This is a genomic window from Pedobacter antarcticus (genome assembly GCF_900103515.1).
Taxonomy (GTDB): Bacteria; Bacteroidota; Bacteroidia; order Sphingobacteriales; family Sphingobacteriaceae; genus Pedobacter; species Pedobacter antarcticus.
In genome coordinates, this window is sequence record NZ_FNGZ01000007.1 from 124170 (window position 1) to 148490 (window position 24321).

The window sequence follows — 24321 nt, forward strand, 5'->3', positions numbered from 1 at the left end:
ATATGAGCACTATGCAAAAAACATTACAAAATAATTTACGTTTCGGACTGGGGCTTTCCCTCATTATACTATTTATCAGTTCACTTGCTTCCTATATTAGTATAGGCAATCTGATCCGTAGTTCTGAGCTTGTAGCGCAGAGTAATACCAATATTCGTAATCTGGACGCAATTATTTCTTCACTTAAAGATGCAGAGACCGGGCAACGCGGTTATCTTTTAACTGGTGAAGCCGTTTTTCTGGATCCGTATAAAGGGGCGAAAGAAGAAGCGATAGGCTATCTGAATAAGGTGAAAAATGATATGCAGAATAGTCCTGTTCAACAGGAGAATCTGAAATCACTGGAAGAAATTATATTAGGCCGGCTGAATGTGCTGGAAAAAACAATAGCCATTAAGCAGAAAGGTGGCTCCGTGAGTGTGGGAGACCTTCTAACTGGGAAATCTTACATGGATAGTGCCCGAAAGCTTATCCAGCAAATTCAGGACGACGAACAGACCCAGTTGAATGCGCTGACTTCAGATTTAAATAAATCTTCGGGATATACTCCCATGCTTATTGTTATTGCTGCAATTCTGGCCATTCTGATCACACTGTTTTTCTATAGGAGAGTGACGAAAGACCTGGCGGCGCGTGTTCGTTTGCAAAAAGAATTAGAAGATAAAAACATTGAAATAGATAACAGAATTGAGGTTATTGAGGGGATTGCCAGCCAGATTTCAAAAGGAGATTACCAGATCCGGCTGGATACTGCAACCGAAGATGGGTTGGGTAAATTAGCCGGTTCATTAAATGAAATGGCCGAATCTCTGCATTATTCTTTTTCCTTACTTGCAGATAAAGAGTGGTTACAGGCAGGTATCGCGGGTCTGAACGATAAAATGGTAGGGGAAAAGAATATACAAGAACTAACTACAGATATTCTGGAAAATATTATACAGCATACATCTGCCCAGGTTGCTGCATTCTACTTGCTCGAAGACGACCGGAATTTACATCTAGCAGGAAGTTACGCTCTACTGAAAGAACAAAGCCGCTCTTTATTGAGAGACGGCGAAGGGCTTTCCGGACAGGCATTAAAATCACGAAAATCCATTCTGATTAAAGATATTCCTGAAGGCGAACTGACTATCAGTTATGCTGCGGGCAGTACCAGTCCGAAAAATATCGTTGCCTTCCCGGTAATTAGGGACAAAACTCCTGTAGGGGTTATTGAGGTGGGGTCTATTAATGCATTTACACCGCAGCATCTCGAATTTCTGGAGTCCGTATCTGGGAACATCGGTGTAGCTATTCATGTTGCGCAGAACCGGAAGAAACTGCAGGAATTCCTGGAGGAAACACAGGCTCAGGCAGAAGAACTTCAGGCACAGCACTCAGAGCTGGAGGGTTTGAATGCAGAATTGGAGGCACAAACACAAAAGATACAGACCTCAGAAGAGGAACTGCGCGTACAACAGGAAGAATTACTACAGAGCAACCAGGAACTGGAAGAAAGAACAACGCTGCTGGAAGAGAAAAATCAGCTTATTCAGGAACATAATGAAGAAATACAGCGTAAATCCGAGCAGTTGGAACAAAGCACACGCTATAAGTCGGAGTTCCTGGCTAATATGTCCCACGAGCTGCGTACCCCGTTAAACTCTATTTTGCTGCTGTCCAAATTGATGTCGGATAATAAAGAGCTGGATCCAGAATATATTGAGTATGCAGAAGTAATTCAAAGTTCCGGTCAGGGCTTACTTGGTCTGATTGACGAGATTCTTGATCTTTCAAAAATTGAAGCAGGCAAAATGAAGCTGGAACTGGCAGATGTCAGCACCAAAGAAATTGCCGAGGATATGCGTTCTTTATTTAATCCGGTTGCAAAAAATAAGAATCTTGTGCTGCATATAGAGCTGGAGCAGAATCTCCCGATGCTTTTTACTGATAAAATGAGATTGGAGCAGATTCTTAAAAATTTGTTATCGAATGCAATTAAATTCACTTCTTCGGGTACCGTTACGCTGGAAGTTAAACAGAGCAGCATTGCAGGAGAGCTGCAGTTTAAAGTTATAGATACCGGAATAGGTATCCCAAGAGATAAACAAAGCCTGATCTTTGAAGCTTTTCAACAGGCAGACGGATCTACCCGGAGACGTTTCGGCGGTACTGGTTTAGGTCTTTCGATTAGCCGTGAGCTGGCGAAATTGCTTGGCGGGGAAATTGAGCTGAACAGTAAAGAATTGGAGGGTAGTACTTTTATCCTCACTATTCCTATTAAAGGACAGCAGATATCTGAACGTACACAGCAGAGTCAGAATTTCACGTACCTCAAAGAACCAGAACAATTGCAGGACGCAATAGAAGTCATGGAGCAGTCAGAAAGGTTCACAGTGACTCATATTCCTCAGGAAATTGAAGATGACCGGAACGACATTGTTCCCGGCGATAAAGTCATTCTTATTATAGAAGATGATACCCCGTTCGCGAAAACCCTGTTGAATTTCACAAGAAAGCGAAACTATAAAGGAATTGTAGCTGTACGCGGCGATCAAGGAATAGAAATGGCTAATTTCTATAAACCTTTGGCTATTCTGCTGGACATTCAGCTGCCGGTGAAGGATGGCTGGCAGGTAATGGAAGAGTTGAAAGCTAATCCGGTAACCAAGCCTATTCCTGTGCATATCATGTCTTCTTTAGAGGTGAAAAAAGAAAGTCTGCTGAAAGGTGCAGTGGATTTTATCAATAAGCCATTTGCGCTGGAACAGATGCAGCAGATCTTCCTGAAACTGGAACATGCTTTGAGCAGACATCCGAAAAAAGTGTTGATTGTAGAGGAGAATCAGCAGCATGCTAAAGCACTCAGCTATTTCCTGAGTAACCATAGCATTCAGACTGAAGTCGTTAATAACGTGTCTCAGAGTGTTGACGCATTACAGAAGAAAGAAGTTGACTGCGTGATCCTTGATATGGGGATACCCGATAAGAACGCCTACCTGACGCTAGAAACTATCAAAAAAAGCGACGGATTGGAGAATCTGCCAATTATTATTTTCACTGGTAAGAATCTTTCCAAAGGTGAAGAGCGTAAAATTAAACAGTATGCAGATTCGATTGTTGTTAAAACTGCCCACTCTTACCAGCGGATCCTTGATGAGGCAGGACTGTTCCTGCACCTGGTTGAAGAAAAAGCGATTACTGGTAAGTTAAAAAAATCAAATGAAAGCCTTGGTGGTCTGTATGAAGTCCTGAACAATAAAACGGTTCTGATTGCAGATGACGATGTCAGGAATATTTTTTCCCTGACCAAGGCGCTGGAACAGCATAAAATGAAGGTGCTTGCAGCTACTGATGGTAAAGAGGCACTGCAGTTATTAAATGATAATCCGGGAGTTGACATTGTGCTGATGGATATGATGATGCCGGAAATGGACGGCTACCAGAGCACCCGGGAAATCAGAAAAATCCATGCGTTTAAACATCTGCCTATTTTAGCGGTTACTGCAAAGGCTATGATGGGAGACAGGGAAAAATGTATTGCAGCCGGGGCATCAGATTATATTTCTAAACCTGTGGATATAGATCAGCTGATCTCACTGCTTCGGGTCTGGTTATATGATAAAGCTTAACACTGATTAATTTATAAATGAGAATGGAAACTCAAAAGAAGGTGCTGATAATTGATGACGATAACAGGAATATCTTTGCGCTGAAAGCGGTGCTTAAAGCAAAGGGATATCAATGTGTTGCAGCAACGAGCGGTGAAGAAGGATTACAATTGCTGGAAAGCAGTCCGGATATTGGCGTAGTACTGATGGATATGATGATGCCTGGTATGGATGGTTATCAGGCCATAGCTAAAATGGGAGAGTGCGAAGATCTGAAAGAAATCCCTGTAATTGCAGTAACAGCGCAGGCGATGGTTGGAGATAGAGAAAGATGCCTGGATGCAGGCGCAGTTGGTTATGTGTCTAAACCTATTAATGTAGACCTGTTGAATGAATTGCTGATTAAATATATCTGATGTATTCCGAAGTCTCTTTAATAAACGATGAGCAGGTTGAAATTTTACTTGCAGATCTGCTTGATCATTACGGATATGATTTTACAGGTTATTCCAGAGCGTCTTTAAAAAGACGGATTATCAGACTCTACTCCCTGGATAAAGCATTGAGCTTTGCCGAATTCCGTTATCAGATTAACAATGATCCAGTTTATTTTAAAAGATTCGTTGAGCAGATTACAGTTAATGTTACCGAAATGTTCCGTGACCCTGTCTTCTTTAAAACGTTGAGGGATGTTGTATTACCGAAGCTGGGCACTTATCCCTTCATTAGGATTTGGCTTGCAGGTTGTTCTACAGGCGAAGAAGCTTATTCTATTTCGATCATTTTGAAAGAATTGAATCTGTTGCATAAATCTTTAATTTATGCAACAGATCTGAACCCTGTCGTGCTGGAAAAAGCTGCGCAGAGCATGTTTGCATTGAGCCAGATGAAGCAATATTCCGAAAACTATATCGCTTCGGGCGGACAACTTGATTTCTCCAGTTATTACACAGCGAATTATTCGCTGGCCAAATTTGATGACGAACTCAAGCGTAAAATTATATTTTCGACACACAATTTGGTTTCAGACCATACTTTTAATGAGTTCCAGCTTATTCTGTGCAGGAACGTATTGATTTATTTTGACCGGGATCTGCAACATAAAGTACTGCAGTTATTTGACGAAAGTCTGCAACCACTAGGATACCTTGCGCTGGGAAGTAAAGAGACCCTGGATTTCTCTCCGCTCTCCAAAAATTATAAAAGAGTTCCGGCAGAAAAAATATGGAGGAAAGTGAGCTGATGAAAAATTGTGAAGCTTTAATTATCGGCGGATCTGCAGGTAGTCTGGAGGTGGTTTTAAGGGTCTTACCCGCACTTTCACCAACCCTGAGTTTTCCCGTGATTATTGTTGTCCACAGAAAACATGGCACCGATTCCCTGTTACCGGATCTTTTATCTGGAAAGACCAGTCTGAAAGTTAAAGAAATAGAAGAGAAGGAACAGGCGATGGCCGGGACAGTCTATATTGCACCGTCAGACTATCATACGCTAATCGAACAAAACAAAACTTTTTCACTTGATTACTCAGAAAAAGTCAATTATTCCCGTCCGGCAATTGATGTGACTTTCCAGACCGGGGCAGAGGCCTATAGGGGAAAACTGGTTTGCATGTTATTGTCGGGATCTAATTCCGATGGAGTAAATGGGTTGAAAAGTGTTAAGGCCTGGGGTGGAATAACCGTTATTCAGGATCCTGAAACTGCACAGGTCTCTTATATGCCTGCGCAGGCCGCGCTCCAATTAAAAATAGATTATACATTAAGTATTGAAGATATGGCGGATTTTATAAATTTGCTATCTTAACGCACACATGATATGGCTGAACAAAAAAAGGTATTCATTTTTGATGATAACTCAGATATTCTGGAGTTATGTACTTTTATTCTGGAAGATGCGGGTTATGAAATTAAAACATCGTCCACATCAAATGATATTATTGACCAGGTTACAGCTTACACGCCCGACATTATCTTCATGGACAACTGGTTGCCTGACGTAGGGGGGATAGATGCTACCAGGGAGCTTAAAAGCCACCCGACGTTAAAGTCTATACCTGTAATCTATTTCTCTGCTAATAACGACGTAATGGCGCTCGCCGATCAGGCCGGTGCAGATGGCTATCTTTCTAAACCTTTTGATATCGAAGAGCTGGAGAATATTATTCTCAAGCATCTGCCGAAATAAATCAAGAGATCCGGAATTTACAGAAACCAGTTCAAGGAGAATATCATAAACAAAAAATCCCCCAAAAAGCATTTTGCTGGTTGGGGGATTTTTTTTATAAAATGGGCTGTTATTATTTGACGCCAAGCACGTCAACACCCTGCTCGAATATAATATCTACGGGAATGCCTTTCTGACTCAGACGATCCAGATCGCCCTGTAATTCCGGGGTGATTATCGCTTTCTCTTTTCTAACTTTAGCTACGGCATTTTTATCGCCATTGCCCTGAAGCATAAGGATCATGCCGCCAAGCTCATTCATCGCGGACTGGAACTTACCAAAGTCAACTTTATAGGTTCCGTTCGCAGATCTCACGAAAGCGCCCTTGTCACGGAAGAAATTAAAGCATTGCATGTTTGCCTGTCCGTGTGCACTTGCTGCACCAAAACGTACAGAGCGAAGAATTCCAGCCATAAATGTGGTGTAATAAGTTTTAATATCCCCGGTCAGTTCGCCTTTCTTAAGCAAGCCGGTTACCATATATAAACCAAGGATATCGGCTTTCCCTTCTTCCAGCCAGCTATATTGTTCCTGTAAAGCATCCTTAACGAATCCTTTTCCATTCACTGTCTTTTTGATACCTAAACCGTGTGCAACTTCATGAAACATCACATTCGCAAAGAAGGCATCAAAATTAACATACTGCTGTTGTTCTTTATCGATCAGTTCAGTCGCAATAGGAACCAGAATTTTGTCAAACTTTGCCTTCATGGCATTTTTCAACTGTGATCTGCGCGTACCTTTTTTCTGTTGGATAACTTCATCATTGGGAAGGTTTACCGCGATGGTTTTAGAACCAGAATTACAATCTCCGGCATAATAAACCACATCATATGCATTCAATTCTGAATCTGTACCTGGTTTCTCCTTCTTATACTTCGCGGCAACAGGCAGGCCTTTTTGCAATTCAGGCAGCATACTTACATACTTCGCCAGCTTCTTACTCCACTCTTTGTCCTTAACCAATACATAGGCTTCGTAGGATGTACGGGCATTGAACAATTTGTCTTCATAATTCTCAATCGGGCCTATAATAATGTCCAGCGTATTAGTTTTCATATCCAGCCATGCGTAATCACTTGGATTATACAGGTCGGTAACTAATGCATCGGCACGTGTATTCAGGTATTTTTTAAAGCCGGTATCGTCGGTAAGCAAAGCTGCTTGTTTTAGCAGACTTGACGCACGCTGTAATTCTGCAGCATACATAATATGATAAGGTACACTAACCAGCTTACCTGCGGTGTCGCGTTGGATTACAGAGTAGGCGTTAAATTTATCTTTTAGATCTGATTTTTCCAGCTCTTCTTTTTTCATATCCAGCGGATAAAAGGCTGCACCCTCCGGTTTTACGCCTGCGCCTGCAATGAATGGTTTGTCGCCATTTAACCGATCCCATGGGCCATAGTTTATACGGATAAAAGCTTTTGCTTTTTCATCCTTTACTGCAGTAAGTAAACTGTCGCGCTGCGGATAAGTCTGTTTCCAGAACAGGTCATCCATAATCTGCGCAGCCTGGATGAGCAGGGGAAGAACCTGACGGTCAGTAACAGAAAGGGCATTCAGATTGGTTGTAAGCTTAACAGTTTCATAAATAGCAAGACGCTGATTCACGTAGTCCTGTAAAGTGTCTTTTGCGACGCCCTGATGCTCTGCTTGTGTTTCACCACTTCCTTTGGTGTCATTGGAGCAGGATGTAACTCCTCCAATTATGGAGCAGCCTGTGATTAATAGGGCCGCTTTAAACGATTTGTTCATAGGTATTTCTTTATAACGCAACTAAATTAGGAAAAAAATAAAGGGCAAGCATAATTTTAGAGGTATCCGGGGCATTAAAATAAATATTAGTAATTTCACCGTACCTCAATACATCTCCCATGAAAATAAATAAGATACTGAATTACAGTGTATTACTTAGTGTACCGATGTTCGTCCTGTCTGCGTGCTCAAGTAATAAGTATGCCGCTACGAATAAAGTATACAAAGAGCAGGCTAAGTCTTTCGGACAGATCCTCGAAGCCTTTCCTCCGGCAAACCAGCAAATCGAATTATTGCCGGCAGATCAGCAGTCCTTTATAGGCTCTGTCAATTTTGGTATCCGCAAGCCCGGGTTCATAATCCTGCACCATACCGCTCAGAAATCTACCGATCAGACAATCCGTACATTCATCCTGAAATCCACCCAGACAAGTGCCCACTATATAGTAGGCCGTGATGGGAAAGTAGTGCAGATGGTAAATGATTATCTGAGGGCAAACCATGCCGGAGTAGGTAAATGGGGAAATGAAACAGACCTGAACTCCTGCTCCCTGGGCATAGAACTGGACAATAACGGTGATGAGCCGTATTCAGATGCCCAGATCAGCAGCCTGATCAGCCTGCTCAAGACCCTGAAAAAGAAATATAATATTCCGGCAGCTAACATTATCGGACACTCCGACATTGCTCCGAAACGAAAGATCGACCCCAATAAATTCCCATGGAAAACCCTTGCAGATGCCGGTTTCGGCCTCTGGTACGATTCCGTACTACAACTCCCGCCACCGAACTTTGACCCCGCGACAGCCCTTAGAATCATCGGTTACGACGTAAGTAACATGTCGGCAGCGATCATTGCCTTTAAAAGACACTTCGTCCAGACAGATATCACCGGCGTACTCCGCCAGGGTGATCTCATGATCCTGTTCAACCTCTACAAGAAATATATCTAAGCAATCACAGATCCCCCTCATTATAAAAAGGGGCCATCCTTCGTCATTAAAAAAGGCGAAAACTTCAGACATAAACCAAAACGGCCGGATACTCACACATTGAGTATCCGGCCTCTCTATTTATATGAAATCATAAATCAAATAAACCTCCCTCTGGAAACCTGATTTAACCTTCAATCTCCCTGCAAACCTCTACCTATTCTGCTCTACTTAACCTTAATATTATTTCGTACCTGATTCCACTCCTCTTCATACTTCCTTCAATCCCGACCGAAGGAACTCCGAACAAACAGTGAACAAACAATGAAGGAAGTATGAAGAAACTAAAACGAAAACCAACCCAACACCATACCTTAACCATAAGTTAAAAAATCCCTCCTCATCCCATAAATATGCCCCCAGAAATATCAACCCATCCATAAACCCCTAACCCCCATACCAGCTCCCCCCATACCGGCCTCCCCCCCCAAAAAAACTTACCATTGCGCAGCCAACCAACCCACATCGAAGCGCATAAAAAAAACAGACAAGGTTTAAAAGAACCTTTCAGCTTTGCTGTAGTTCTGTAAACCTTGCCTGTTTTTTATGCGACCCTAAGGCAACCCTAAGGCAACCCTGCGCCATGTAAACATAAACCCCTAACCCCCCATACCGGCCTCCCCCAAAAAAAAACATTCCATTGCGCAGCCAGCCAACCCACATCGAAGCGCATAAAAAAAACAGACAAGGTTTAAAAGAACCTTTCAGCTTTGCTGTAGTTCTGTAAACCTTGCCTGTTTTTTATGCGACCCTAAGGCAACTCTGCGCCAGGAGTAACTATTTTTTCGCCTTCGCCCACGCATCCTTCAGACCGACAGTCTGATTGAATACCAGGTGCTCCGGAGTCGATTCCAGATCCAGGCAGTAATAGCCCTTACGAATAAACTGGTACCTGGAATCCATGTCTGCCTGCGCTAGGTATGGCTCAATATAAGCTTGTTTAATAACGCGGACACTGTCAGAATTCAGGTAGTCTTTAAAATCACCCTCTTCACTGTCAGGAGATTCTACGCTGAATAAACGGTCGTAAATCCTTACCTCAGCAGTTTTCGCATGTGCGGTACTTACCCAGTGTATTGTGCCCTTAACATGCAGTTCGCTAGTATCTTCACCACTTTTTGAATTTGGGAAGTAGCTGCAACGGATTTCAGTTACGTTTCCGTTTTCATCCTTTATGAAATCATCACACTGAACGATATACGCATTTTTTAACCTTACCATTGCGCCGGGAGCGAGTCTGAACCATTTTTTTGCAGGTTCTTCCATGAAATCTTCTCTTTCGATCCACAATTCGTTACTGAAAGGAATTTCTCTGCTGCCACCTTTATCTTCCGCTTCCGGATTATTTTCGCCAATCAGAATTTCAGACTGACCTTCAGGATAGTTCGTAATAACCAATTTAATGGGATCTAAAACAGCCATTACACGATTTGCGGTTTTATTCAGGTGTTCCCTTACGCAGAATTCCAGTAAGCTTAGTTCGATCAGGTTTTCTCTTTTAGCAATACCGATACGCTCACAGAACTCACGGATACTTTCCGGCGTGTAGCCCCTTCTTCTCAATCCGCTTATTGTTGGCATCCTTGGATCATTCCATCCGCTTACTACACCTTCATTAACCAATTGAAGAAGCTTACGCTTACTCATAACCGTATAAGTCAGGTTTAGACGCGCAAATTCGTACTGCTGAGACGGGAAAATTTCCAGCATCTCTATAAACCAATTGTATAGCTCTCTGTGCGACACATACTCCAGTGTGCAGAGAGAGTGCGTAATTGATTCTATACTGTCACTTTGCCCGTGAGCAAAGTCATACATCGGATAAATGCACCAGGTATTGCCGGTACGGTGGTGTTCTGCATGTTTTATTCTGTAGATGATTGGATCACGCATCAGCATATTTGGGCTGGACATGTCAATCTTGGCCCGTAAAGTACAGGCGCCGTCTTCAAACTTTCCAGCTTTCATCTCCGCAAATAATTCCAGGTTTTCTTCAGTAGACCTACTGCGGTAAGGACTGTCTTTTCCGGGCTCAGTTGGTGTGCCTTTTAAAGCTGCGATCTCCTCTGCAGTACCATGGTCAACATAGGCCAGGCCTTTTTCTATCAATTTCACTGCGAAGTCGTGCAGTGTCTGAAAATAGTCTGAAGTATACAGTTCGTTTTTCCACTGAAAACCTAACCATTTGATGTCCTGTTGCTGGCTGTCAACATATTCCGTTTTCTCTGTTACCGGGTTAGTATCGTCGAAACGCAGGTTAGTATAGCCGCCGTATTTCTGGGATAATCCGAAATTCAGGCAGATTGCTTTCGCGTGGCCGATGTGTAAATAGCCGTTAGGTTCAGGTGGAAACCGCGTAATTAAAGTCTCGTACTTTCCACTGTTCAAATCGTTTTCAATGATCTCTTCAATAAAGTTCAATGATCTTTCCTCACTCATAAAAACTGTAAATTTATGCTCAAAGTTAATATAAAAGTGCTAATTTACTTACATTTACGATAGACAATTGATCGATGTGTCTATCGTTTATCTAAATATCTTATTATATCCGGTCTGCCGGAATTAGTCTAATAACCCACATATTTATGAATCTTAAAAACATCTTATCAGAGATCAGGGACGGAATTTTATATCTGACTATTAACCGTCAGGAAAAACTCAATGCACTAAATAAAACTACACTGGCAGAACTCGCTGAGCTGGTTATTTATGCCGGACAACAAGCCGATGTTAGTGCAGTATTGCTTACAGGGGCGGGAGAGAAAGCGTTCGTTGCCGGAGCAGACATTTCTGAATTTGCAGGTTATAATGCAGCGGAGGGAGAAGAGCTGGCTAGAAATGGACAGGAATCTGTTTTCAATGCGATCGAACACTCTTCCAAGCCATGGATTGCTGCTATTAATGGTTTCGCGCTCGGTGGAGGACTAGAGCTTGCTATGGCCTGCCATATCAGGCTGGCTTCTGAGAATGCAAAATTAGGACTACCGGAAGTCTCTTTAGGACTTATTCCCGGTTATGGTGGTACACAACGGTTGACAGCTTTGGTTGGTAAAGGAAAAGCACTTGAAATGATCCTTACAGCAGGAATGATTACCGCAGCGGAGGCAGAGAAGGTGGGGCTTGTTAATCAGGTGGTTCCGCAGAAAGAATTATTAACCAGGGCGGTTTCTGTAATTCAACTTATCCAGAAGCGTGCCCCACTTGCAGTTGCCGCCGCTATACGGGCAGTAAATGCGGCGGGAGAAGACGGAATTAACGGATTCGAGATGGAGATCACAGAATTCGGACGGTGCTTCGATACCGCTGATTTTAAAGAAGGATCCGGTGCATTTACCGAAAAAAGACAACCAGAATTTAAAGGAAACTAAGTAAATAAGATAAATGGTTTAATATTTGACGAACAAAATTTTTAGAACTTTACCTGCGCTTTGCTTGTCCAGACGCGTTTTTGTGATTTAGAGTGTAGAAAATATTTCCCATATAAAATATTTCTCTATATTTAACAATCCAAATTTTAGACCTTGTAGCCTGAATATGAAAAAAATACTGATCGTTGATGATGAGATTAATATAGGATTGTTATTATCTAAATTCTTAACACGTAACGGGTTTAGTGTCAGCACTGCTACCTCTGGAAATTCTGCGTTTGAACTGCTTGCGAAAGAGGAATTTGACCTGGTTCTTTGTGACTACCGGCTGGACGATACAGATGGCAGGGAGGTCCTTGTAAAAATCAAAGAAAAGCATGCACATACCGGAGTTATTATTATCACCGGTTATTCTGATATTAAGCTGGCAGTAGAATTAATAAAATTAGGCGCATACGATTATATTACCAAGCCTCTTTACCCCGATGAAATTTTAAATACAATTAATAAAGCTATTGACACTCAGCAGGCGCTCAATGACGGTGCAACGGCAGATGGAGGTTCAGAGCAAGGTAAAGGCAAAGGTGGTAAACCGGCCTATCTGAATGTCGAAAATTTTGTAGCCGGGCAAAGTCAGGCATCTAAAGATCTAATGAAACAGATTCAGTTGGTTGCACCCACTTCCTATAGTGTTATTCTTACTGGTGAAAGCGGAACAGGAAAAGAGTCTGTTGCAAAAGCGATCCATCTGAACAGTCCGCGGAAGGATAATCCTTTTGTAGCTATGGACTGTGGTTCTTTAACCAAAGAATTGGCGGGAAGTGAGTTTTTTGGACATGAAAAAGGGTCATTTACGGGCGCATTAAATACGAAGATCGGCCATTTCGAAATGGCAAATGGAGGTACGCTCTTTCTTGATGAAGTTGGCAATCTGTCTTATGAAATCCAGGCCGCGTTATTGCGTACTGTACAGGAACGTAAAATAAAGAGAATAGGCAGTACAAAAGAAATTGATCTTGATGTACGGATTGTAGTTGCGACCAATGAAAACCTGGCTTCTGCGATTCAGAAAGGTAGGTTCAGGGAAGATCTGTATCATAGATTTAATGAGTTCTCCATTGACCTTCCGCCATTAAGTCAGCGAGGTAGAGACATTATGATTTTCGCTAAAAATTTCCTTGATTTTGCGAATGAAGAATTGGGCAGAAATGTACTGGGCTTCTCTGCAGATGTAGAGAAATGTTTTCTGAGTTATAACTGGCCGGGAAATGTAAGGGAATTGAAAAATGTGGTCAGAAGAGCGACACTGCTTACAGAAACAGATGAGATCCAGCTGAAGGCTTTACCGCTTGAGATCTCAACAGATGCACGTGTAACTCAAATAGAACAACATATACAGCACCGAAATCCGGAGAAATCCAGGGACCTGAAAAATGCGGCTTCTGAAGCCGAATATGAGGCTATTCTGAAGGTTCTCAGGGAGGTTAATTTCAATAAAACCAAAGCTGCAAAGATTTTGAATATTGACAGAAAGACACTCTACAATAAAATGAAAGCTATCAATCTGGATAGCTAAAACCTGTTCTTTTAACAAATACTTTATCAGGCTGCAGATCTGCTGCAGCCAAAAACAGAAATCCCGCTGTTTGGCCTGGTTATTGGTATAATCACCAAACAGGTTGCGAGCCTTTTACAGGCTTTTCCTGGTCTATTTTTACCTTTTTGAAAGTTGTGAATCTTTGCCCTTTTTATTGAATTTGCAGAGATTGGAAAGATTTAAAACAATTCTCAGAATGTTTGAGTTATAAAAGCGGAAATAGCCGGGAACCTGTGTAATTGTAAACTAATTATTCAACAATAAATTTTTTAAGTCATGAACGATAACTCAAAAGTACTGATAGGTCTGCTGACCGGTTTAGCTGCAGGCGCTGCATTAGGATTATTATTTGCTCCGGAAAAAGGCAGTGAGACCCGTGACCGTTTAAACCAGTCTATAAAAGACCTGGCAGAAACTATAAAAGACAAAGCTGCAGATGAAATTAGTCATTTGGCAGGAATTAAAGATAAAGTTGTCGATGCTGTTAAAAGCAAAGTACACCAGGTAGAAGAAGAATATGCAGATGATATAGAGCATGCTTAGCATCTAATGCTTTGCGCGGATCACAAGCCTTAATAAACCAATAAAAGCTAACAATAGAATAATGGAGGAGAAGAAAGAAAAGAATTTTGATGAAATCATCACCGATGCAAGGACCTACCTGGACGCCAGGTTGGAATATACGCGACTGGTATTCATCAAAAGGGGATCAAAAATATTTGCCGATCTCGTTACAAATGCGATCGTTGCTATTTGTTTTACACTTGCATTTATTCTGGGTACAATAACACTTGCCCTGTTTCTGTCCAATATTTTCCATAGTTATACAGCTGGTTTTGGCACTGTGTCTTTACTTTATCTGTTTCTTGCGCTCATTGTGTTTTTTACCAAAGAGAATTTCATAGAAAAGGCTATTGTTAACTTTACGATCAAAAAATATTTTAAAAAATTAGAGGAGGACGAGGAAGATGATCAAAAAGGGTAGTATTAACAATCTGCATGACCTCAATGTACAGATGATCGGACTTAAAGTTGAGTATAAGATCCAGGAAGTAAAGTTGAAAGATGATGTGAAAACATATGTTTCTCAGTTTACTCCGGGAAATCTGATCAGGAAATATGCGACACCTTCAGCTTTTCTGAAAGTGGACGATAAGCTGAATATCAGCAGTAAGCTGATGAGTATGGTATTACCTATGCTGATGAACAGTACCGTTTTCCGTGGCTCAGGCTTCCTGACCAAAACTCTGGTGGGATTAGCGACAAGTAAAGTTGGAAAAACACTTGATGCAGAACATCTCTCCGCCATCTTTAATTCAATTAAGGGATTGTTTGGTAGTAAAAAGAAAAAAGCGAAGGGAGGGGAGTTCATTGATTATGGAATTCCGCCTGACAGCGAAACGTTTTAATGAAGCACCAACCTAATATGTTAAATAAGAAAGGCTGTCCATTTGGATAGCCTTTCTTATTTAACATATTCTGGAAAGGATTTATAGCGTTGAGGCAATTTTTAATTCTTTCAGTTGCTTATCGTCAATAGTAGATGGGCTGTCAATCATAACGTCTCTTCCTGAATTGTTTTTCGGGAATGCAATAACGTCACGGATTGAATCCAGTTCTGCAAAGATGGAGCATAAACGGTCAAAACCGAAAGCAATACCGCCATGCGGAGGGGCACCGAATTCGAAAGCGTCCATCAGGAAGCCAAATTGTTTCTGAGCCTCTTCAGTACTGAAGCCTAAATGCTTGAACATTAATGCCTGCAGGCTACGGTCGTGTATACGGATTGACCCGCCACCAATCTCAGTACCGTTAACCACCATATCATATGCATTCGCACGAACTGCTCCCGGATCAGTATCCAGCAACGCGATATCTTCTGGCTTAGGCGAAGTGAAAGGGTGGTGCATGGCATGATAACGCTCTGTTTCTTCGTCCCATTCCAATAGTGGAAAATCCAATACCCATAATGCACTGAAAACATCTTTCTTACGCAAACCAAGGCGCGTACCCATTTCCAGGCGCAGCTCACTCATTTGTTTACGCACTTTATCCGTTGTACCAGCCATTAATAACAGCAGGTCGCCCGGCTGGCTGTCCAGGGCTTCTGCCCAGGTTTTAAGCACATCTTCGCTGTAAAACTTATCTACAGAAGATTTAATGCTGCCATCTTCCTGATGACGTGCATAAATAAGACCGGTAGCGCCGATCTGAGGACGTTTTACGAAGTCTGTAAGCTCATCCATCTGCTTGCGTGTATAATGAGCGCAGCCTTTCGCACTGATTCCTAATATTAATTCAGCCTGATCAAATACAGGGAAATTATGACCTTTTACCTGCTCATTAAGCTCGGTAAAGCGCATTTCGAAACGTGTGTCTGGTTTATCAGAGCCATACCAGCGCATAGCATCAGCATATTGCATCCGCGGGACTTCCGGCAGATCAAAGTGTTTCACTTCTTTAAATAAAGTGCGGATCAGACCTTCAAATGTATTCAGGATATCCTCCTGCTCGACAAATGACATCTCACAGTCAATCTGCGTAAACTCAGGCTGTCTGTCTGCTCTTAAATCCTCATCTCTAAAACATTTAACGATCTGGAAGTAACGGTCGAAACCTGAAACCATCAGTAATTGCTTAAATGTCTGTGGTGATTGTGGTAAGGCATAGAACTCACCAGCATTCATACGGCTGGGAACTACGAAATCGCGGGCACCTTCAGGTGTAGACTTAATCAGCACCGGAGTTTCCACTTCTATAAAGTCTAATCCATCCAGATACCTTCTGACAGATTGTGCCATGCGATGGCGCAAGACCATATTGTTACGCACAGGGTTTCTTCTCAGATCGAGGTAGCGGTATTTCATTCTTAGATCATCTCCACCATCTGTCTCATCATCGATCATAAATGGCGGGATCTTGGAGCTATTTAATATTTCCAGACCGGTGATTTTAATTTCAATCTCTCCGGTGGGCATTTTCAGGTTTTTATTGGAACGTTCTACAACAGTTCCGCTGGCTTTAATCACAAATTCACGGCCAAGGCTGCGGGCAGTCTGACAGAGTTCTGTATTATCATCCATATTAAAAACCAATTGCGTAATGCCATAACGGTCACGGATGTCAATAAAAGTCATTCCACCCAGGTCTCTTGATTTCTGCACCCATCCGCACAGGATTACGGTTTCGCCTAAATTGTTAATGCTCAGCGCTCCGCAAGTTGTAGTTCTTAACATGATTAATCGGATTAAGCCGCAAAAATATTCATTTTGAGCCACATATTATAAACAGAGCCTATATTTAGACAGGAGATTTAATTTTTTTTTCCAGAGCATGCAACTTTCCCATAAAGCATCTGTCTTATAACCGAATACTCAATTGATTGGAAACAGTATATATAGATAAACACTTAGCACTGGTAGATGCCTGCCGTAAGGGCTGCCGGAAGTCACAGTTTGAATTATACAAGCTGTATGAGCGTGCTATGTACAATGTTGCGTTACGCATTGTAAACCATGAAGGTGAGGCAGAAGATGTACTTCAGGAAGCTTTCCTGGATGCGTTTACACGACTTAAAGATTTTCGTTCAGAAACCACTTTTGGTTTATGGCTAAAACAGATTGTGGTTAACAAATCAATCAATTGTCTGCGGAAACGCAGAGCGGAGTTTGTAAGCCTTGACGGTGTCGAAGCAGAGGATATACCCGTTAATGATGAAAAGGAAATCCAGTGGCGGATAGAAGAGATCAAATCGGCAATTAAACTATTGCCAGATGGCTACCGGGTCGTATTAACCTTGTACTTGTTCGAAGGATATGATCATGAGGAGATTTCACATATCCTGAAAATATCGGAGGTTACATCACGTTCGCAGTTATTGAGAGGTAAAACAAAATTGAAGCAATTATTAGCACAGAAAGGAGTAAGAGATGAATATTGATTTGGATGATTTTATCAAAGAAAACAGAAAAGAGTTTGATACAGAACGGCCTTCAGGGGGAGTATGGGATAAAATTGAACAGGAACTCGACAAACAAGGGGAGAAGAAGCCAAAAAAGCGACGTCTGTATTTAGCGATGAGTATTGCCGCTTCCCTGCTGATCCTGATGGGTCTGGTTTTCCTGAACAGGGGTCCGGCAGGAAGAAGTAAGCTAAATCTGGCAGAAATTAACCCGGTTGCAGCCCAAAAACAGATGCGCTTTGCCAGTATGATCGCTGAGAAAAGGGATAGTCTCGCGAACTATGCGTCAGATAATCCGGAGTTGTATGAGAAGTTCAATAGTGATTTGCAGGTGTTAAATCAGAATTATGAGAAGCTAAGGAAAGAGCTGCCCGGCAGTCCCAATCAACAGTTAATTGTTAAAGCGATGGTCCGGAATCTTGAAATACAGATGCATTTGCTGAGTCAGCAGCTTTCTATAATCTCTTCTGTTACCGAATATAATAAGGAGAATCAAATCTGACACATCAACACACCTTATAAATATAAAAGAGGATGAATAAATTAATGCTTTGGGGTGCAATGCTTGTGCTCGCACAAAACACCTACGCACAGGAACTTGTCAGAGAGGAAGTGTATGCAGTTAATACTGCAGACCAAAGCCTCAATCTTGCTGCAGTTCAGCAGCAGACAAATACACAACCAGATCCGGATGATGACCAGTCTGGAACCATTAAGAAATACAGTCGTACTTTCAGTGCTGACAGGCAGGACAAAATCAGTGTAACAAACCAGTATGGTTCTGTCGTGGTTAAAACCTGGAATAGAAAAGAAGTTCGTCTTGATGCGTCTATTAAGGCATCAAATAGCCAGGATCACCGGGGGAGCCGGTTAATTGACCAGGTGAATATTAATGCCGATAAATCCACCGACCAGATCTCCTTCCGGACTGTAATAGGGCAGGAACAGAAAAGATGGGGCAGGAATAATAACAAAGCCCGTGAAATCCGTGTGGATTATGTCATTTATCTGCCAGCATCGAATGCGCTGAGTATTAGTAACCAGTACGGAAACGTACAGATAGAAGATTTTGCAGGTGCATTGTCTCTTAAGCTACAATACGGGGATTTTAGTGCGGGTAATCTAAGTTCCGATAATAATTATATTTCAGTACAGTACGGAAAAACTAATATTGTGGAAGCGAATAAATTAACTGTGAAGCAGCAGTATGGGTCTGGACTTTCCATTGGTACAGTCGGCACGCTGGATCTGAATATCCAGTATGCCGGTGTAAAGATTACCCGTGTGTCAGGAGATGCTGTGATCAGGCAGCAATATGGGTCGGGTCTTGAACTGGGTAGCGTGGGTAATCTGGTGCTCAATGCACAATATGCGAATGTACGTGTCGGCGATATCCGAGGAAATGCCAGGGTAGATCAGCAGTACAATACATTGAATATTACAAATGTTGGAAATTTAGATCTCAAATCTCAGTACAGTGGTGTAAACGTAGGTACACTCAGAGGAGATGGTAATTTCAATATGGACTATAACAACCTGAATATACAACAAGTTCTGGCAAGCAGCCGCAATTTGACTGTAACTTCTACATATCTGGGTATTAAAATAGGTTTTGCAGGAAACTATAATGGAGATTTTACGGTGCGACAATCTTATGGGTCGTTTAAATCAGGTGAGCGTGTTCATACCAATACAGACGGTGATGAAGAGAGCCGACGCGGATCTTCCAGAAGTTATAACGGGAGAATAGGAAACGGCAGGACTTCAAATATTAGAATCAGTTCTACTTACGGTAACCTGAATTTCAATTAAGAAATGCAGAAACAATTTTATAAAGGAGCCTGTTGATAAATTCAGCGGGCTTTTTTTATATATTAGTAACCAAAAAAACCTATGGAAATATTTATGCATGCTGAGGCCTGGATCTCCTTGCTTACCTTAACCGTTCTGGAGATTGTATTGGGCATAGACAATATTGTCTTTATCTCCATTCTCTCTGGAAAATTACCTGTAGAACAGCAAAAGAAAGCCAGGCAACTTGGTCTGGGACTGGCCATGATTACCCGTGTTTTACTGTTGCTTTCTCTGAGCTGGGTAATGAGTCTGACCTCTCCGTTATTTAATATCGGCGAATGGGTCAGTTTGGACAATAAAGAGTGGCTGGAAAAACTGGCGATCTCCGGACGTGATCTGATTCTGATTTTGGGAGGATTATTTTTGATTTACAAGAGTACGCACGAAATCCACCTGAAACTTGAAGGTGAGGAAGAAGAGGAAGGCAAGGTGAAAGTTCATTCATTTGCCGGTGTAATCGCTCAGATCTTGGTATTGGATATTGTGTTCTCTCTGGACTCTGTAATTACAGCGATCGGTATGGCTGAGCACGTTGAAATTATGATTATTGCAGTTGTGATTGCCGTAATCATTATGATGATATCTGCCAACGCGATCAGCAATTTTGTGAATAATCATCCTACGGTGAAAATGCTTGCGCTTTCCTTCTTGTTGCTTATAGGTGTATCGCTTATTGCCGAAGGTCTTGATCAGCATATTCCTAAAGGATATATTTATTTTGCTATGGCATTCTCCATTCTAGTCGAAATTCTGAACCTTAAAATGAAGAAAGGAAAGCGTAAACCAGTTCAGCTGCGTAATAATGTAGACGAACAGTCGTGATCTTAATAATTATTTAATTCTCTTATTCATTTGAGGGATCCAATTGTATAAATACCTTTGGATCCCTTTATTATTTAAAATCTATAGCTATGATTTATTTTCCTGAAGCCATTCTCTCGGAAACCTCTATACACCGGATCGGTAACCAGGCACAGGATGAGTTCTATGTCTTATCTGAGCAATCCATGGATATTCAGGATGAACAACTGAAGAATTTGCTGATGCGTTATTTCCTTGGGCCTTTTGAGAAGGTAAACGAAATTTACCGCTTCTTCCATCCAAATGAAGATTTGAACCTGAATGAGGCTTTCCACTTTGTATCCCAGATTTTTGACGACGGAACAAAATTTCATGAAAATAGCCAGCAACTGGCTAAGTTTCTGTATGGTATTTCCAGCCATCCGAAGATTAAAGCAGGTGAACTTTATGTTTGTTATTTTGAAAATGTACAGATCGAAGGAGAAGTACATGATGCGATAGGAATCTTCAAATCGGAAACTAAGGAAGCTTATCTGAAGGTGTCTCCGGAACAAGCCGGTTTCGCGCTGAGCTATGAACAGGAGGCTGTGAATATTAATAAATTAGACAAAGGGTGCCTGATCTTCAATACGGAGAAAGAAGAAGGATATAAGGTAGCCGTGATTGATCAGACCAATAAGAGTGCCGAGGCAGTTTACTGGAAGGACGATTTTCTGAAATTGAAAGTACGGAACGACAATTATAACCAGACCAGTAATGTAATGGGCGTTTATAAGAACTTTGTAACAGAAAAACTAGACCAGGAGTACGATATTACTAAAGCAGATAAGATTGATTTGTTGAATCGCTCGATGAAGTATTTCAAAGAAAAGGAAAGTTTTGATCTGGAAGAATTTTCGCAAGAGGTGATCGGTAATGAAGAGGGAATAGCTTCCTTCAAGAATTTTAAGAAAAGTTATGAGGATGAATTTGACACCGCTATTGCAGATAGCTTTGATATTTCAGGAGCCGCTGTAAAAAAGCAAGCGAGGGCTTTTAAGAGTGTCCTTAAACTCGATAAAAACTTCCATATCTATATTCATGGAAATAAGGAGCTGATTGAGAAAGGCTTCGATGAAGATAAATCGATGAACTATTATAAGGTCTATTTCAAAGAAGAGGAATAGCAATTTGTTTGGAGATTTTCTCATTCGAACCTATAATTTCCCCGCTGACACACATACAACAGCAGGGAATTATGGGCAAAACGGATTCGCAGGGCTTACGCTAAGCCAGCTGCAGGGGAGCATTAAAGACTTCCTGGTTTTTGAAGTCATATGTGCCAATCAGATCATACATGCGTCCTGAGATGACAGATTCAGTGAGTATCTGCAGATGTTTGTCTGAATGAAGGTCAGTTCCCGCAAAATCATACATTTTTTCTTTCAACAATATATCGGCTAATTTCTTTACATCCCGCCCGTAATAACCTAAAATAGATAATAAATTGAGCTGTAACAGACATCCTTTTTCCTTTAAACGTTTCAGCCGCGATAGATCTTTATAGTAATAAGTATACCTTTCCGGATGTGCGAGGATAGGTCTGTAGCCTTCTACCTCGATATCGAATTGTGCCTGGCTTATATTGGGGCTCTCGACCAGAAATCGCATTTCTATAAGCAGATATTCTCCACGAATAGGACATAATGCTTCTTCATGATTGAAATTGTGATCTATCATATACTCCGCAGCTGTACTCAAATTGACGGAGATATTTGCATTTATTAATTCATCCCGAAGCAAGGTCTCTGCTTGCAGAATGGTAGCCGGAGTATTGGGATAAAGACCTTTAAATATATGAGGTGTACAGATCAGCTGATTGAACCCCAGTTCCTGTAAGGCTTTTACATAACGTACCGAATGGGTTACATTCTGTGCCCCGTCGTCAATTCCGGGTAGTATGTGGGAATGCATATCTACTCCAAGCCAGGAGATGTCAGTTACTTTGTTTTTTTTTCGGAAAATATTGAGCATAGCTTTAAGGAAAATAAAGAGGGAACAAAAACAGCATTATTTCTGACGTATATTCCTGTCTGAAATTCGCTCGGTCTTTAATAGGGTTTCCGCTGTATTGGGGTAAAAAGACTTAGAATTTCCACAGTGTAAATTGTACGCTATCAGAATTCAAAAATGGCTTAAACCTTTTAAAAAAGGCGCATTTGTGGGGGTGGACAAGGGGTGGACAAATTGTAATAAACCGACTAGTCTAGGAATAAGGGGAAGTTTGGGGAATGTTATCCCCTGGTAATGCGCCCACTTTTTTACGGAGCCTTTGTTTCGCTTTTTTAACACCGTCTATGGTAATGCCGAGTAATTCTGCGATTTCCCTGTTATTCAACTCCAGTCTTAAAAGGGAAAGGATTCTGAGCTCAGACTCGCTGGTCGATGGATGCAGTGTCAGTACCTCTCTGAAAAAGCTGGGATAAACTTTTAGAAACATTCCTTTAAAACGTTTCCAGCTTTCTTCTGTCATTAAATGCGTCTCCAGCAATGACTGAAGGCTGGCTTGTGGTACCGGATATTGCTCTGTAGAGACAACATCGGCGTCCATTAGCTCAATCTGACTGCGCATATGCTCAATTATTTTATTCTTTTCTCTCAGATTATCTGTAAAATTGATCAGAGCCAGTCTGGCCGTTTCGAGTTCCAGTTCTACCTGTTGTTGTTTTAGCTGATGTTCTATTTTCTGTTTTTCAAGTGTAGCTGCTGCATGTTTATTTTTTAGGCGCTGCCTGCTGTAAAAAAGAATTAAGATAATAACCAGAAGGGAAGAAAAGATAATCAGGTTCCTTTTTTTACTCTGCTCTTCTTTGGCTTGTTTGATCAAAGCTTCACGCTGCTTGTCAAAATGATGTTTTTCCCAGAAAAGCCGGACGTGTTCTATTTCGGTAGAATTATCGCGTTGCTCCAGACTGTCTTTAAGCGATACATATTGTCTCAGATACTGGGAATATTCCCGGTATTGACGTCTGGATTCTGCAATGGTTGCCCGCATGTCAGCGATTTTGAGTCTGCTGACTAAAAAAAATGGTTTATCGGCCAGAAATGTCTCTGCCTCATTCAGATATTGTTCGGCTAACTTCCACTCCTTCCTGCGGATTTGAATACCCGCGATGTCAATGATAGCCAGCATAGCATCCAGAGGTTCATCGAAACGGATGGAATAAGCCCGGTTCAGCTTAAATTTTTCGAGTGCGAGGTCTATTTTTTCGTTGTTCTGCAAATAAAGGCGGGCCGTGTTTCCGGCCACTATGCCTACCCATACTGTATCTTTTGCAGCTTCTGCAAGGGCTGTTGCTTTATTGTAGTATTGAATGGCCTCCTGATCTTTTGACTGCAGCGCATAGCAAAGTCCAATTGTATTGTTAATGTCTATAGTCTCGCGTTTACTTTCAGTTGAGTATTTTAAACCGGACTTGAGATAATGGATTGCCTGTCCATATTCTTTAATATAATAGTAGAAATAGCCTAAAATTTTAAGCTGCCTGCTGGGTTGAGGTAGTGTAGCCGGGTCCAGGTCCTTCAGTAGCAGGTCTGCTTCCAGAAAATATTTATAAGCCGGAACCATTTGCCTGTAGTTGTAATGATAGTATCCATAATTGAGCAGATTGACCACTACCATTACTGGTAAATCATAGGTTTTAGCGAGGTCAACGGCCTTTTGATGATATTCATCGCTGCGGATATTAGGACGGTCGGCAATAATCGAATATTGATTGGCCATCAGCCCGTAATAAAGACATTCAAGTGGCTTGTCCTCCAGGTCTGTCGCAATCTTGTGAAGTTGGTTCAGGTCACGAAGCACCCTGGTCGTGTCTTTACTTAAAGACGTCTGACGGTTTATTTCTATTGCCCGCTCTAAACGCTTAGCAGGAGAGTTTATGGAACGTAAAGGAGCATAAACGTCCTGTGCATCTACAGGGAGTGGTAAAATGGCCAGATAACAAAAGAAAAACAGTAAAAATAGAGTGCCTTTTAAGCAGGAGATGGCTAGCTTACCCATGAGCGTTACGATGCGGGCAATAATACAAACAAACCGCAACACGCCGAAATTTTTAATGTTAATGAAATGATAAATATTTATGAACAATTATGCAGGTCTTCCATTAAGTCCCAATCGGTAAAGGAAGACCT

The 24321-nt window shown here is 41.6% G+C and carries 21 protein-coding genes; 16 read left to right on the top strand and 5 right to left on the bottom strand.

Going from position 1 to position 24321, the window contains the following annotated elements; all coding sequences use genetic code 11:
* Window positions 1–11 precede the first annotated feature (11 nt).
* Genes BLR53_RS14705 through BLR53_RS14725 form a run of 5 tightly spaced genes read left to right on the top strand, consistent with a single transcriptional unit; the run spans window position 12 to window position 5777 of the window.
* Window positions 12–3611, top strand: coding sequence for a response regulator (locus BLR53_RS14705; RefSeq protein ID WP_074590875.1), 3600 nt, complete (start codon window positions 12–14; stop codon window positions 3609–3611).
* 23 nt (window positions 3612–3634) lie between these two features.
* Window positions 3635–4006, top strand: coding sequence for a response regulator (locus BLR53_RS14710; RefSeq protein WP_074590876.1), 372 nt, complete (start codon window positions 3635–3637; stop codon window positions 4004–4006).
* Complete coding sequence (locus BLR53_RS14715; RefSeq protein WP_037441272.1) at window positions 4006–4833, top strand: CheR family methyltransferase; 828 nt, start codon at window positions 4006–4008, stop codon at window positions 4831–4833. The genes BLR53_RS14710 and BLR53_RS14715 overlap by 1 nt, the downstream gene beginning before the upstream one ends.
* Window positions 4815–5396 (top strand): chemotaxis protein CheB, encoded by a 582-nt coding sequence (locus BLR53_RS14720; RefSeq protein ID WP_074590877.1) that lies wholly within the window; start codon window positions 4815–4817, stop codon window positions 5394–5396. Before BLR53_RS14715 ends, BLR53_RS14720 begins: the two co-directional genes overlap by 19 nt.
* A 12-nt stretch (window positions 5397–5408) precedes the next feature.
* Window positions 5409–5777, top strand: coding sequence for a response regulator (locus tag BLR53_RS14725; protein ID WP_037441275.1), 369 nt, complete (start codon window positions 5409–5411; stop codon window positions 5775–5777).
* 112 nt (window positions 5778–5889) lie between these two features.
* On the opposite strand, the gene BLR53_RS14730 is transcribed toward BLR53_RS14725, so the two are convergent.
* The gene (locus BLR53_RS14730; protein ID WP_074590791.1) at window positions 5890–7575 is read right to left on the bottom strand and encodes a dipeptidyl-peptidase 3 family protein; all 1686 of its coding nucleotides are present in this window, start codon (window positions 7573–7575) and stop codon (window positions 5890–5892) included.
* 119 nt (window positions 7576–7694) lie between these two features.
* Between BLR53_RS14730 and BLR53_RS14735 the strand changes: the two genes are divergently transcribed.
* Window positions 7695–8528 (top strand): N-acetylmuramoyl-L-alanine amidase, encoded by an 834-nt coding sequence (locus tag BLR53_RS14735; protein ID WP_037441278.1) that lies wholly within the window; start codon window positions 7695–7697, stop codon window positions 8526–8528.
* Between the two features lie 816 nt (window positions 8529–9344).
* Here the strand turns inward: BLR53_RS14735 and BLR53_RS14740 are convergent.
* A complete protein-coding gene (locus BLR53_RS14740; RefSeq protein ID WP_074590793.1) occupies window positions 9345–11006 on the bottom strand; it encodes a glutamine--tRNA ligase/YqeY domain fusion protein in 1662 nt (553 codons plus the stop codon).
* 146 nt (window positions 11007–11152) lie between these two features.
* Here BLR53_RS14740 and BLR53_RS14745 point away from each other — a divergent pair, with 146 nt between their 5' ends.
* The 5 genes from BLR53_RS14745 (at window position 11153) to BLR53_RS14765 (ending at window position 14941) form a co-directional block, all read left to right on the top strand.
* Window positions 11153–11935, top strand: a complete 783-nt coding sequence (locus tag BLR53_RS14745) for an enoyl-CoA hydratase/isomerase family protein (RefSeq protein WP_037441282.1) — start codon at window positions 11153–11155, stop codon at window positions 11933–11935.
* Window positions 11936–12101: 166 nt separating this feature from the next.
* Window positions 12102–13511 carry a sigma-54-dependent transcriptional regulator gene (locus BLR53_RS14750; protein ID WP_037441285.1) on the top strand — a complete coding sequence of 470 codons (1410 nt, stop codon included), beginning with the start codon at window positions 12102–12104 and terminating at the stop codon, window positions 13509–13511.
* A gap of 297 nt (window positions 13512–13808) precedes the next feature.
* Complete coding sequence (locus BLR53_RS14755; RefSeq protein WP_037441286.1) at window positions 13809–14075, top strand: YtxH domain-containing protein; 267 nt, start codon at window positions 13809–13811, stop codon at window positions 14073–14075.
* A gap of 61 nt (window positions 14076–14136) precedes the next feature.
* Window positions 14137–14517, top strand: a complete 381-nt coding sequence (locus tag BLR53_RS14760; RefSeq protein ID WP_037441288.1) for a hypothetical protein — start codon at window positions 14137–14139, stop codon at window positions 14515–14517.
* On the top strand, window positions 14501–14941 hold the full coding sequence (locus BLR53_RS14765; protein WP_074590795.1) for a hypothetical protein: 441 nt from the start codon (window positions 14501–14503) through the stop codon (window positions 14939–14941). The genes BLR53_RS14760 and BLR53_RS14765 overlap by 17 nt, the downstream gene beginning before the upstream one ends.
* An 81-nt stretch (window positions 14942–15022) precedes the next feature.
* Here BLR53_RS14765 and aspS read toward each other — a convergent pair whose 3' ends face one another.
* Window positions 15023–16768 carry an aspartate--tRNA ligase gene (gene aspS / locus BLR53_RS14770; protein WP_074590797.1) on the bottom strand — a complete coding sequence of 582 codons (1746 nt, stop codon included), beginning with the start codon at window positions 16766–16768 and terminating at the stop codon, window positions 15023–15025.
* Window positions 16769–16914: 146 nt separating this feature from the next.
* Here aspS and BLR53_RS14775 point away from each other — a divergent pair, with 146 nt between their 5' ends.
* The 5 genes from BLR53_RS14775 (at window position 16915) to BLR53_RS14795 (ending at window position 21314) form a co-directional block, all read left to right on the top strand.
* Window positions 16915–17472 (top strand): RNA polymerase sigma factor, encoded by a 558-nt coding sequence (locus tag BLR53_RS14775; RefSeq protein ID WP_074590799.1) that lies wholly within the window; start codon window positions 16915–16917, stop codon window positions 17470–17472.
* On the top strand, window positions 17462–17995 hold the full coding sequence (locus tag BLR53_RS14780; RefSeq protein WP_037441295.1) for a hypothetical protein: 534 nt from the start codon (window positions 17462–17464) through the stop codon (window positions 17993–17995). The genes BLR53_RS14775 and BLR53_RS14780 overlap by 11 nt, the downstream gene beginning before the upstream one ends.
* Before the next feature lie 32 nt (window positions 17996–18027).
* Entirely contained in the window at window positions 18028–19305 is a 1278-nt protein-coding gene (locus tag BLR53_RS14785; protein WP_074590801.1) for a hypothetical protein, read from the top strand.
* An 81-nt stretch (window positions 19306–19386) separates the two neighbouring features.
* Window positions 19387–20169, top strand: a complete 783-nt coding sequence (locus tag BLR53_RS14790; protein WP_037441299.1) for a TerC family protein — start codon at window positions 19387–19389, stop codon at window positions 20167–20169.
* An 89-nt stretch (window positions 20170–20258) separates the two neighbouring features.
* Window positions 20259–21314, top strand: a complete 1056-nt coding sequence (locus tag BLR53_RS14795) for a nucleoid-associated protein (protein ID WP_074590803.1) — start codon at window positions 20259–20261, stop codon at window positions 21312–21314.
* 100 nt (window positions 21315–21414) lie between these two features.
* On the opposite strand, the gene BLR53_RS14800 is transcribed toward BLR53_RS14795, so the two are convergent.
* Window positions 21415–22161: a tyrosine-protein phosphatase gene (locus BLR53_RS14800; RefSeq protein ID WP_051759912.1), complete on the bottom strand. Its 747-nt coding sequence runs from the start codon at window positions 22159–22161 to the stop codon at window positions 21415–21417.
* A 232-nt stretch (window positions 22162–22393) separates the two neighbouring features.
* Complete coding sequence (locus BLR53_RS14805; protein ID WP_143007886.1) at window positions 22394–24232, bottom strand: hypothetical protein; 1839 nt, start codon at window positions 24230–24232, stop codon at window positions 22394–22396.
* Window positions 24233–24321: the final 89 nt, after the last annotated feature.

Bases quoted from the DNA above. Each gene is read 5' to 3' on its own strand.
- BLR53_RS14705 (WP_074590875.1), top strand. From the start codon at position 12: ATGCAAAAAACATTACAAAATAATTTACGTTTCGGACTGGGGCTTTCC.
- BLR53_RS14710 (WP_074590876.1), top strand. From the start codon at position 3,635: ATGGAAACTCAAAAGAAGGTGCTGATAATTGATGACGATAACAGGAAT.
- BLR53_RS14715 (WP_037441272.1), top strand. From the start codon at position 4,006: ATGTATTCCGAAGTCTCTTTAATAAACGATGAGCAGGTTGAAATTTTA.
- BLR53_RS14720 (WP_074590877.1), top strand. From the start codon at position 4,815: ATGGAGGAAAGTGAGCTGATGAAAAATTGTGAAGCTTTAATTATCGGC.
- BLR53_RS14725 (WP_037441275.1), top strand. From the start codon at position 5,409: ATGGCTGAACAAAAAAAGGTATTCATTTTTGATGATAACTCAGATATT.
- BLR53_RS14730 (WP_074590791.1), bottom strand. From the start codon at position 7,575: ATGAACAAATCGTTTAAAGCGGCCCTATTAATCACAGGCTGCTCCATA.
- BLR53_RS14735 (WP_037441278.1), top strand. From the start codon at position 7,695: ATGAAAATAAATAAGATACTGAATTACAGTGTATTACTTAGTGTACCG.
- BLR53_RS14740 (WP_074590793.1), bottom strand. From the start codon at position 11,006: ATGAGTGAGGAAAGATCATTGAACTTTATTGAAGAGATCATTGAAAAC.
- BLR53_RS14745 (WP_037441282.1), top strand. From the start codon at position 11,153: ATGAATCTTAAAAACATCTTATCAGAGATCAGGGACGGAATTTTATAT.
- BLR53_RS14750 (WP_037441285.1), top strand. From the start codon at position 12,102: ATGAAAAAAATACTGATCGTTGATGATGAGATTAATATAGGATTGTTA.
- BLR53_RS14755 (WP_037441286.1), top strand. From the start codon at position 13,809: ATGAACGATAACTCAAAAGTACTGATAGGTCTGCTGACCGGTTTAGCT.
- BLR53_RS14760 (WP_037441288.1), top strand. From the start codon at position 14,137: ATGGAGGAGAAGAAAGAAAAGAATTTTGATGAAATCATCACCGATGCA.
- BLR53_RS14765 (WP_074590795.1), top strand. From the start codon at position 14,501: ATGATCAAAAAGGGTAGTATTAACAATCTGCATGACCTCAATGTACAG.
- aspS (WP_074590797.1), bottom strand. From the start codon at position 16,768: ATGTTAAGAACTACAACTTGCGGAGCGCTGAGCATTAACAATTTAGGC.
- BLR53_RS14780 (WP_037441295.1), top strand. From the start codon at position 17,462: ATGAATATTGATTTGGATGATTTTATCAAAGAAAACAGAAAAGAGTTT.
- BLR53_RS14785 (WP_074590801.1), top strand. From the start codon at position 18,028: ATGAATAAATTAATGCTTTGGGGTGCAATGCTTGTGCTCGCACAAAAC.
- BLR53_RS14790 (WP_037441299.1), top strand. From the start codon at position 19,387: ATGGAAATATTTATGCATGCTGAGGCCTGGATCTCCTTGCTTACCTTA.
- BLR53_RS14795 (WP_074590803.1), top strand. From the start codon at position 20,259: ATGATTTATTTTCCTGAAGCCATTCTCTCGGAAACCTCTATACACCGG.
- BLR53_RS14800 (WP_051759912.1), bottom strand. From the start codon at position 22,161: ATGCTCAATATTTTCCGAAAAAAAAACAAAGTAACTGACATCTCCTGG.